This is a genomic window from Streptomyces glaucescens, assembly GCF_002154375.1.
Taxonomy (GTDB): domain Bacteria; phylum Actinomycetota; class Actinomycetes; order Streptomycetales; family Streptomycetaceae; genus Streptomyces; species Streptomyces glaucescens.
On sequence record NZ_MUND01000947.1, the window covers coordinates 1 to 701 of the forward strand.

A 701-nucleotide genomic window follows, 5' to 3' on the forward strand; every position below is an offset into this window, starting at 1 on the left:
CGGCGCGCTGCGCACCTTCGGCCCGCCCGAGGTGCGCGAACGCCTGGGACGGGCCGCCCACGGGCAGGTCGTCTTCAACTACCTCGGGCAGTGGGACGCCCGCCCCGAGAACCCCGGCGACGGCCTGGTGCGCGCCGAGCACGGCTCGTTCGGCCGCCACCACGACCCGCGCGACAGCGGCTCCCACCCGCTGGAGATCGTCGGCGCGGTCCAGCGCGGCCGGCTGTCCTTCACCTGGCACCACCGGCCCGCCCTGCACACCACCGACACCGTGCGGCGCGTCGCCGAGGACTTCGCCCAGGCGCTGCGCCACATCGCCCACCACGCCCGCGACCGCCGGTGACGCCCCGCCCCGTGGGCCGTGCCCCACCTCCGGCACCGCACGACCGACCCGTTCCCCACCACCCGTGACGAACCGAGAGAGCGAGACCGAAGACATGGACGAGAACACCCGCTACCAGGTGCTGCGCAACGACGAGGACCAGTACTCGCTGTGGCCCGTCGACATCGAGGTGCCCGCCGGCTGGCAGCCCGTCGGCAAGGAGGGCACGGAGGCCGAGTGCTCCGCCTACGTCGACGAGGTCTGGACCGACATGCGCCCGCGCAGCCTGCGTGAGCGCATGGAGAACGCCGAAGCCTGACGCGTTCGCGCGGAGCGACGCGGGACCGGGCCGGGGCGCGCTGCTGGGCGCGCCCCGGCC

General features: G+C 75.2%; 2 protein-coding genes. Both read left to right on the top strand.

What is annotated here, in order from left to right; genetic code table 11:
- Positions 1 to 343: hypothetical protein (locus tag CCN42_RS39605; RefSeq protein WP_143662206.1), on the top strand; the 343-nt coding region annotated here is incomplete at its 5' end.
- A 94-nt stretch (positions 344 to 437) separates the two neighbouring features.
- Positions 438 to 641 (top strand): MbtH family protein, encoded by a 204-nt coding sequence (locus tag CCN42_RS39610; RefSeq protein ID WP_086171982.1) that lies wholly within the window; start codon positions 438 to 440, stop codon positions 639 to 641.
- Positions 642 to 701: the final 60 nt, after the last annotated feature.

What these genes read in the sequence shown, in the direction of transcription:
- CCN42_RS39610 (WP_086171982.1), top strand. Translation starts at nt 438, where the DNA reads ATGGACGAGAACACCCGCTACCAGGTGCTGCGCAACGACGAGGACCAG.